This window comes from Pseudomonas sp. HLS-6, assembly GCF_002753995.1.
Classification (GTDB): Bacteria; Pseudomonadota; Gammaproteobacteria; order Pseudomonadales; family Pseudomonadaceae; genus Aquipseudomonas; species Aquipseudomonas defluvii.
Genome location: NZ_CP024478.1, coordinates 730,844 through 740,000, shown reverse-complemented (window position 1 = coordinate 740,000; position 9,157 = coordinate 730,844). Strand labels below are relative to the sequence as shown.

Genomic DNA, 9,157 nt, shown 5'->3' with positions numbered 1-9,157 from the left:
AAATAGGCCAAAACAAGAGAGGGGAGGCCTTACGGCCTCCCCTCTCTTTCTAGCCGCACTTACAGGCTTGGGAATGCGAACTGCGAAGCCTCATGGCTGGCGCGTTGTGGCCAGCGCTGAGTGATTGCCTTGCGGCGGGTGTAGAAACGCACCCCATCCGGGCCATATGCATGCAGGTCACCGAACAGCGAACGCTTCCAGCCACCAAAGCTGTGGTAAGCCACCGGTACCGGCAGCGGCACGTTGACACCGACCATACCCACTTCGATTTCGTCGCAGAACAAGCGAGCGGCCTCACCGTCGCGGGTGAAGATACATGTGCCATTGCCGTACTCGTGCTCGTTGATGAGCTGCATTGCTTCCTCCAGGCTGTTAACCCGTACGACGCACAGCACTGGCCCGAAGATCTCTTCTTTATAGATGCGCATCTCTGGCGTCACGCGGTCAAACAGGCAGCCCCCCAGGAAGAAGCCTTCCTCATGACCGGCGACACTCAGGCCGCGACCATCAACAACCAGTTCGGCACCGGCCTTGAGACCGTCTTCCACATAGCCTGCCACCTTGTCGCGATGCTGCCCGGTAACCAACGGCCCCATGTCCAGACCACAGGAAGTGCCTGCACCGATTTTCAGCGCCTTGATCTGTGGCACCAGCTTGGCCACCAATGCATCAGCGACCTGGTCACCGACACATACGGCAACCGAGATCGCCATGCAACGCTCGCCACAGGAACCGTAAGCGGCACCCATCAGTGCGCTGACCGCGTTATCCAGGTCGGCATCCGGCATCAGTACTGCGTGGTTCTTCGCACCACCCAGCGCTTGTACGCGCTTGCCACGGGCAGCGCCTTCTTTATAGATATACTCCGCGATTGGCGTAGAACCTACAAAGCTCAGTGCTTTGACTTCAGGTGCTTCAATCAGGGCATCCACGGCAACCTTGTCGCCGTGCACCACGTTGAGCACACCGTCAGGCAGGCCAGCCTCTTGCAACAGTTGAGCAATCAGTAACGTCGAGCTTGGGTCACGCTCAGACGGTTTGAGGATGAAGCAGTTGCCACAAACGATAGCCAGTGGGTACATCCACAGTGGAACCATCGCCGGGAAGTTGAACGGAGTGATGCCGGCAACCACACCCAGCGGCTGAAAGTCGGACCAGGCGTCAATGTTCGGGCCGACATTGCGGCTGTACTCACCCTTCAGTACTTCGGGTGCGGCACAGGCAAACTCAACGTTCTCGATACCCCGCTTCAGTTCACCAGCGGCGTCTTCCAGGGTCTTGCCGTGCTCTTCGCTGATCAACTGGGAGATACGCGCTTCGTTCTTTTCCAGCAGTTGCTTGAAGCGGAACATTATCTGAGCGCGTTTAGCCGCGGGTGTATTGCGCCAGGCCGGAAACGCTGCCTTGGCGGCATCGATAGCCTGTTGGACCGTTTCCTTGCTGGCCAACGCTACCTTGTGGATAACCTGGCCAGTGGACGGGTTAAAGACCTCGGCGGTACGTTCGCCGCCAGACACCAGGTCGCCGTTGATCAAATGTTGAACAATGCTCATGCAGAACTCCAGAGAGGGTGCTAGTCCAGGCGCGGGGCTGCCCGCGCCTGCTACTTATATATAGAAGGGCTCAGTCGACCTGGTTCAGCGCTTCGCCGACTGCATCGAACAGACGGTCCAGCTCCTGCGGCTTAGCGTTGAAGGTTGGTCCGAACTGCAGGGTGTCACCGCCGAAGCGGACGTAGAAACCGGCTTTCCACAGTTTCATCGCTGCTTCATAAGGGCGAACGATGGCATCGCCGTCACGCGCAGCAATCTGGATCGCACCCGCCAAGCCGTAGTTACGAATATCAACGATGTTCTTCGCACCCTTCACGCCGTGCAGCACGCTCTCGAAGTGCGGCGCCAGCTCAGCGGCAGCCTGAACCAGGCCTTCTTTCTGCAACAGGTCCAAGGCCGCAATACCTGCCGCGCAGGCAACTGGGTGCGCCGAGTAGGTATAGCCATGGGGGAACTCCACTGCATACTCGGGAGTCGGCTGGTTCATGAAGGTCTGGTAGATCTCAGTACTGGCAATCACGGCCCCCATCGGAATGGCGCCGTTTGTGACCTGCTTGGCGATACACATCAGGTCTGGCGTAACACCAAAGGCCTCAGCGCCAAAGTTCGCCCCCATGCGACCAAAACCGGTAATCACTTCATCGAAGATCAGCAGAATGTTGTGCTGGTCACAGATCTCGCGCAAACGCTTCAGATAACCCTTCGGTGGCGGCAATACGCCTGCAGACCCTGCCAGCGGCTCAACGATCAGCGCAGCAATGTTCGAGGCGTCATGCAGCTCGATCAGCTTGAGCATCTCATCGGCCAGGGCGATACCGCCTTCTTCAGGCATACCCTTGGTAAAGGCGTTGCTGGCCAGCACGGTGTGAGGCAGGTGATCGACGTCCAGCAACTGGCCGAACATCTTGCGGTTGCCATTCACCCCGCCGAGGCTGGTACCGGCAATGTTCACTCCATGATAGCCACGGGCACGACCGATCAGCTTGGTCTTGGTCGCCTGACCTTTCAGGCGCCAGTAGGCACGCACCATCTTCACGGCGGTGTCGGCGCACTCAGAGCCCGAGTTGGTATAAAAAACGTGGTTCAGATTGCCCGGGGTCAGGTCGGTGATCTTCTCGGCCAGTTGGAACGACAGCGGATGACCAAACTGGAAGGCTGGCGAATAGTCGAGGACACCCAACTGACGCGACACGGCTTCCTGGATTTCCTTGCGGGTATGGCCCGCACCACAGGTCCACAAGCCCGACAGTGCGTCGTAGATCTTGCGGCCCTTGTCATCGGTCAGATAACTGCCTTCAGCGGCGACGATCAGGCGCGGATCACGCTGGAAGTTACGGTTGGCGGTATACGGCATCCAGTGCGCATCCAGCTTGAGCTGGCTGGCCAGACCGTTCGGTGCGTGTTCAGGCATGTTCATCGGACAAACCTCGCAAGGCGATTGGGTGATATGTGTTGTTGCAGCTAAGTTGTCACGGCTATAAAGTCTGAAAAAGCCTACTTTTCTAATCTTTAGATAACCGAGTACTAAACTATGAGCCGTCGCCCGGAGCCCCTTGCCCAGGTCAGTGATTTCGATATTCGCTTGCTGAAGATCTACCGCAGCGTGGTGGAGTGCGGCGGCTTTTCGGCTGCCGAGAACGTACTGGGCATTGGTCGATCGGCAATCAGCCAGCAGATGAGCGACCTGGAGCAACGCCTTGGCTTGCGCTTGTGCCAGCGGGGCCGTGCCGGTTTCTCGCTGACCGAGGAAGGCCGCGAGGTCTATCAATCCGCCCTGCAGTTGCTCAGCGCCCTTGAGAGTTTTCGTACCGAAGTCAACGGCCTGCACCAGCACCTGCGAGGCGAGCTGAACATTGGCCTGACCGACAACCTGGTCACCCTTCCACACATGCGGATCACCCATGCCTTGGCACAACTCAAGGATCGTGGCCCCGACGTGCGTATCCAGATCCGCATGATTGCACCCAGTCAGGTCGAGCAAGGTGTGCTGGACGGCAGCCTGCATGTTGGCGTGGTACCACAAACCAGCCCGCTCTCCGGGCTGGAGTACGAGCCACTGTACAGCGAGCGCTCACTGCTCTACTGCGCCGTGGGGCATCCATTGTTCTACGTCGACGATCGCCAACTCGACGACGAACGCCTGAACACCCAGGACGCCATTGCTCCGACGTTTCGCTTGCCCGCCGACATTCAGGCTCACTATCAAGTGCTCAACTGCACCGCCAGTGCCTCGGACCGCGAGGGCATGGCCTTTCTGATCCTGACTGGGCGCTACATCGGTTATCTGCCAGACCATTACGCCAGTTCCTGGGTACAACAGGGACGATTGCGAGCCCTCAAAGCCAGCGAACGCTTTTATGATTTGGGGTTGTCATGGGTAACCCGTAAAGGCCGCCGACCACACCTGGTACTGGAGAACTTTCTGGAAAGCCTTGCCGCGACCCGCTAAGAGGCTGGCACAGCAGTACCAAACACCCAAAAAAACACGAAGATTGCGTTTTTTAGCGGGTAGATGCTTGCCTGATAGCCGTGACTGGGTTATCTGTTGCTCTGCATTTACTTCGTATTTTCCGGAAACGCCCCATGACCCTGGAAGTCCCTGCGCATCGCCTGACAGCCTCCGGCAAACCTGCTGGTCGCATACGCCAAAAGAACGAACAAGCTATTCTCAAGGCCGCCGAAGACGAGTTCGCCCGTCATGGCTTCAAAGGCACCAGCATGAACACCATTGCGCAGAACGCCGGGCTGCCCAAGGCCAACCTGCACTACTACTTCACCAACAAGCTGGGGCTTTACGTTGCGGTGCTGAGCAACATCCTCGAACTATGGGACAGCACCTTCAACACCCTGAACAGCGATGACGATCCCGCTGTTGCGCTGAGCAACTATATTCGCACCAAGATCGAGTTTTCGCGGCGCAACCCACAAGCCTCACGCATCTTCGCCATGGAGATCATCAGTGGCGGCCAGTGCCTGAGCGAGTACTTCAACCAGGACTATCGCACCTGGTTCCAGGGGCGGGCAGCGGTCTTCCAGAGCTGGATCGACGCTGGCAAGATGGACCCCGTCGATCCAGTACATTTGATCTTCCTGTTATGGGGCAGTACCCAGCACTACGCAGACTTCGCTACCCAGATCTGCCAGGTCACCGGCCGTAGCCGCCTGACCAAGCAGGACATGGAAGAAGCCAGCAACAACCTTATCCACATCATCCTCAAAGGCTGTGGCCTGACACCTCCCAATTGAACATCGTTTATGCCTTCAACTCTGTTGGACACCTGCGAGTTTCGCGAAGAAATCCGTAAAAGCCGCTTCATTACCCTCGCAGGCCCGATCAGTAGCCCAACTGAAGCTCAACAATTCATTGAGCGACACAGTGATCTGGCTGCAACCCATAACTGCTGGGCCTGGAAAATCGGTCAGCAGTACCGTAGCAGCGACGATGGCGAGCCTGGTGGTACCGCAGGTCGGCCAATTCTCGCCGCCATTGAAGCCCAGGACTGCGACCAGGTCGTTGTGCTGGTGATCCGCTGGTACGGCGGTATTCAATTAGGTACTGGAGGCTTGGCACGGGCTTACGGTGGTGGCGCCAACAAGTGCCTGCAGCAGGCCGATAAAAGACGCCTGGTCAGCCGAGTCGGCCTGCACTGCAGTTGCACGTTCAGCGAACTGGCACTGCTCAAACTACGCGTCGCAGAAGTCGACGGCCTGGTGCTGGATGAGCAATTCACCGCCAATGGCGTCGACGTGCAGATTGCCCTTGGCGAAGCGCACATCGAGCCTCTCCAGCGCCAATTGGCGGACCTCAGCCGCGGCCGGATCCTGTTGGAACGTACCTGACAGTTGCCCACATCCACTGTGGGCCTGGCTGTGGATAAGCTCTGAGCATTCCTCTACAGCCCTTTTAAAACGTGGCCTGCAAGCAAACGATCATATTTTGATCAATATTTGATGACAGCGCTTCAATTGCCCGAAAATCAGACGCTTAGGTTGATTTATAGCCAATCGAAGACTGCCCACTGACGCTTATACCTCTGTTTTCGCCTTGCACACAGATACTGTGGAGCAACCTGTGGATAAACCGTGTACGCCTTAGCCAAGCGCTTGAACGGTCACGCCTGTGGCAAGCTGGTTGTTTTTTGAGCAATCCTGACACTCAGTGCAACGTCATGACGAAGGCGCCCCGCCGCGTCATCGCGACCGAACTGCACCTTGGCTGAAGGCTGGAGTATGCTTCAAGGTCACTCCCAAATGAGCCTCGGCACATGCATTGGTAAATGCCCTCAACCCTGCAGTGTGAGCGGCAATGCCGTGCGCCTCCTTGAAAGGAACCCTACGCATGAGCACCCAGAAAAACGCATTGATCATTGGCGCGTCACGCGGCCTGGGCCTTGGCCTGGTGCAGCGTCTGAACGAAGAAGGCTGGAACGTCGTAGCCACCGTCCGCGACCCGCAAAAAGCCGCTGCGCTGAACGCAGTGCCGAATGTTCAGGTCGAGACACTGGAGATGAACAGCAGCGCCCAACTTGACGCGCTTCAACAGCGCCTCAAGGGGCAGACCTTCGACCTGTTGTTCATCAACGCCGGCGTCAAGGGCCCGGACAACCAGAACGCTGAGCACGCGAACCTCGATGAGGTCGGTCAACTGTTCATGACAAACGCTGTAGCGCCCATTCGTGTCGCCCAGCGCTTTGCCCATCAGGTAAAGACAGACGGGGGCGTGATCGCCTTCATGAGCTCAATCCTAGGCAGTATCAGCATTCCCGATGCGCCAGAGCTGGCCTTGTACAAAGCCAGCAAGGCCGCGCTGAACTCCATGATCAACAGTTTCTACGGCCCCCTGGAAATCCCCGGCCTGACCGTATTGGCCATGCACCCGGGTTGGGTCAAGACCGACATGGGCGGTGAAGGTGCCGAAATTGATGTCGCCACCAGCACCCGTGGCATGGTTGAACAGGTCAAGGCAAACAGCGGCCGGGGTGGCCTGTATTTCATCAACTACAAAGGCGAGCCCCTGATCTGGTGAATTGAATCACCACCGCTGAAACAGTAGACTCCAGGTCTCGCCTCCATGGCGGACCTGGATCAGCAGACAGGGCAAAACTGAGCTGGCTAACCTGAACCCACTTTCAGAGGAGCCGGCACCATGCCTGCGACCCGCATCTGGTTGAAAAACCCCCTCGCCATCTTCACCGCCAACACCCTTGACGCCCGCGGCGGCCTGGTGATCGAAAATGGCCGTATCCACGAAGTTCTTGGCTTGGGACAATCTCCCGCCGCCCCCTGCGATCACGTCTTCGATGCCCGCGAGCACGTACTGCTGCCCGGGTTGATCAACACCCATCATCACTTCTACCAGACCCTCACCCGCGCATGGGCGCCAGTGGTCAACCAGCCACTGTTCCCCTGGCTCAAAACGCTCTACCCGGTCTGGGCTCGTCTGACCCCCGAGCGGCTTAAAGTGGCCACCCAGGTTGCGCTGGCTGAACTGTTATTGTCGGGCTGCACAACGGCAGCCGATCACCACTACCTGTTTCCCGAAGGCCTGGAAGAGGCCATCGATGTGCAAGTCGAAAGTGTGCGGGAACTGGGTATGCGTGCCATGCTCACACGCGGCTCGATGAGCCTGGGCGAGGCCGATGGGGGGCTGCCGCCGCAGCAAACCGTGCAACAGGGCGAAGTGATCCTGGCGGATAGCCAGCGACTTATCCACAACTACCATGAGCGTGGCGACGGCGCGCAGATCCAGATTGCCCTGGCCCCTTGCTCGCCCTTCTCGGTCACCCGCGAAATCATGCAGGCCAGCGCCAGCCTGGCGGAAGAACTGGATGTACGCCTGCATACACACCTGGCAGAAACCCTGGACGAAGAAGACTTCTGCCTGCAACGCTTCGGCCTGCGCACCGTCGACTACCTGGACAGTGTCGGCTGGCTTGGGCCACGCACCTGGCTGGCCCACGGCATTCATTTCAACCCCGATGAAATCGCCCGCCTCGGCAAAGCCGGCACGGGCATCTGCCATTGCCCGAGTTCCAACATGCGCCTGGCATCGGGTATCTGCCCGACCATGGACCTTAGCAATGCCGGTGCGCCGGTCGGGCTGGGTGTGGATGGCTCTGCGTCCAACGATGCCTCCAACATGATGCTGGAAACTCGCCAGGCCCTGTACCTGCAACGCCTGCGCTATGGTGCGCAAGCCATTACGCCGGAACGGGTACTGGGCTGGGCAACCCGAGGCTCAGCACAATTGCTCGGGCGCAACGACATCGGCGAACTGGCGCCGGGTAAACAGGCCGACCTGGCCCTGTTCAAACTCGACGAACTGCGCTTCTCCGGCAGCCACGATCCGCTCTCAGCCCTGCTGCTGTGTGGCGCAGACCGCGCTGATCGAGTGATGGTCGGTGGCCGCTGGCGTGTCATCGATGGGCAGATCGACGGCCTGGACCTCAAAGCACTCATCGCCAACCATCGCCAGGCTGCTGCGGCGTTGATGGCAGGCTAAGTAGCTGAAGCCAATGCCCGCTCTCATCGATGGTCATACAGCGCCATCGATGGGATTACTGTCGTTATCACTCATCCTTGCAGTGTGCAGGCACGCTAGAATGACGGCATCTGTACCTGAAGAGAAACGATTATGTACGACTGGCTTAACGCGCTGCCCAAAGCAGAATTGCACCTGCACCTGGAGGGATCGCTGGAGCCCGAGTTGCTGTTCGCCTTGGCCGAACGCAACAAGATTGCCCTGCCCTGGAACGATGTCGAAGCCCTGCGCGCGGCCTACGCGTTCAACAACCTGCAGGAGTTTCTCGACCTCTATTACCAAGGCGCCGATGTACTGCGCACCGAGCAGGACTTCTACGACCTGACCTGGGCCTACCTGCAACGCTGCAAGGCGCAGAACGTGATTCACACCGAGCCGTTCTTCGACCCTCAGACCCACACCGACCGCGGCATTCCTTTTGAAGTGGTGCTCAGAGGCATTGGCCGCGCACTGGAAGATGGCCGCAAGCAATTGGGTATCAGCAGCGGCCTGATCCTCAGTTTCCTGCGTCACCTGAGCGAGGAAGAAGCCCAGAAAACGCTGGATCAGGCGCTGCCCTTTCGCGATGCATTCATTGCCGTTGGCCTGGACAGCTCGGAGCTCGGCCACCCACCCAGCAAGTTCCAGCGGGTATTCGACCGCGCCCGCAGCGAGGGTTTCCTGACCGTTGCCCACGCTGGCGAAGAAGGCCCACCGGAATACATTTGGGAGGCACTGGACCTGCTGAAAATCCAGCGTATCGACCACGGGGTTCGGGCCATCGAGGACGAGCGATTGATGCAACGCATCATCGATGAGCAAATTCCACTGACCGTCTGCCCACTGTCCAACACCAAACTCTGCGTGTTCGACCATATGAGCCATCACAACATTCTCGACATGCTCGAGCGCGGTGTGAAGGTCACGGTCAACTCCGACGACCCGGCCTACTTCGGTGGCTACGTCACGGAAAACTTCCATGCCCTGTACACCCACCTGGGCATGACCCAAGACCAGGCCCGTCGCCTGGCGCAGAACAGCCTGGATGCACGTCTGATCAAGGCCTGAGCCCAGATGGGGTAGT

General features: G+C 58.6%; 8 protein-coding genes. 6 read left to right on the top strand and 2 right to left on the bottom strand.

Annotated features, from left to right (window positions below; all coding sequences use genetic code 11):
* Positions 1–59: 59 nt before the first annotated feature.
* Positions 60–1,553: a CoA-acylating methylmalonate-semialdehyde dehydrogenase gene (locus CS390_RS03255; protein WP_065761679.1), complete on the bottom strand. Its 1,494-nt coding sequence runs from the start codon at positions 1,551–1,553 to the stop codon at positions 60–62.
* A gap of 70 nt (positions 1,554–1,623) precedes the next feature.
* Positions 1,624–2,970: an aspartate aminotransferase family protein gene (locus tag CS390_RS03250; RefSeq protein WP_065761678.1), complete on the bottom strand. Its 1,347-nt coding sequence runs from the start codon at positions 2,968–2,970 to the stop codon at positions 1,624–1,626.
* A 114-nt stretch (positions 2,971–3,084) separates the two neighbouring features.
* Here CS390_RS03250 and CS390_RS03245 point away from each other — a divergent pair, with 114 nt between their 5' ends.
* From CS390_RS03245 to CS390_RS03220, 6 genes are all read left to right on the top strand, one after another.
* Complete coding sequence (locus tag CS390_RS03245) at positions 3,085–4,002, top strand: LysR family transcriptional regulator (protein WP_099773467.1); 918 nt, start codon at positions 3,085–3,087, stop codon at positions 4,000–4,002.
* 134 nt (positions 4,003–4,136) lie between these two features.
* Positions 4,137–4,799, top strand: coding sequence for a TetR/AcrR family transcriptional regulator (locus tag CS390_RS03240; RefSeq protein WP_099773466.1), 663 nt, complete (start codon positions 4,137–4,139; stop codon positions 4,797–4,799).
* A 9-nt stretch (positions 4,800–4,808) separates the two neighbouring features.
* Positions 4,809–5,393: a YigZ family protein gene (locus CS390_RS03235; RefSeq protein ID WP_099773465.1), complete on the top strand. Its 585-nt coding sequence runs from the start codon at positions 4,809–4,811 to the stop codon at positions 5,391–5,393.
* A 499-nt stretch (positions 5,394–5,892) separates the two neighbouring features.
* Positions 5,893–6,579, top strand: a complete 687-nt coding sequence (locus CS390_RS03230; protein WP_099773464.1) for an SDR family oxidoreductase — start codon at positions 5,893–5,895, stop codon at positions 6,577–6,579.
* Positions 6,580–6,699: 120 nt separating this feature from the next.
* Positions 6,700–8,055 (top strand): 8-oxoguanine deaminase, encoded by a 1,356-nt coding sequence (locus CS390_RS03225; RefSeq protein WP_099773463.1) that lies wholly within the window; start codon positions 6,700–6,702, stop codon positions 8,053–8,055.
* Between the two features lie 132 nt (positions 8,056–8,187).
* Entirely contained in the window at positions 8,188–9,141 is a 954-nt protein-coding gene (locus CS390_RS03220; RefSeq protein WP_099773462.1) for an adenosine deaminase, read from the top strand.
* The last annotated feature ends 16 nt before the right edge of the window (positions 9,142–9,157 follow it).

Bases quoted from the DNA above. Each gene is read 5' to 3' on its own strand.
- CS390_RS03255 (WP_065761679.1), bottom strand. From the start codon at position 1,553: ATGAGCATTGTTCAACATTTGATCAACGGCGACCTGGTGTCTGGCGGC.
- CS390_RS03250 (WP_065761678.1), bottom strand. From the start codon at position 2,970: ATGAACATGCCTGAACACGCACCGAACGGTCTGGCCAGCCAGCTCAAG.
- CS390_RS03245 (WP_099773467.1), top strand. From the start codon at position 3,085: ATGAGCCGTCGCCCGGAGCCCCTTGCCCAGGTCAGTGATTTCGATATT.
- CS390_RS03240 (WP_099773466.1), top strand. From the start codon at position 4,137: ATGACCCTGGAAGTCCCTGCGCATCGCCTGACAGCCTCCGGCAAACCT.
- CS390_RS03235 (WP_099773465.1), top strand. From the start codon at position 4,809: ATGCCTTCAACTCTGTTGGACACCTGCGAGTTTCGCGAAGAAATCCGT.
- CS390_RS03230 (WP_099773464.1), top strand. From the start codon at position 5,893: ATGAGCACCCAGAAAAACGCATTGATCATTGGCGCGTCACGCGGCCTG.
- CS390_RS03225 (WP_099773463.1), top strand. From the start codon at position 6,700: ATGCCTGCGACCCGCATCTGGTTGAAAAACCCCCTCGCCATCTTCACC.
- CS390_RS03220 (WP_099773462.1), top strand. From the start codon at position 8,188: ATGTACGACTGGCTTAACGCGCTGCCCAAAGCAGAATTGCACCTGCAC.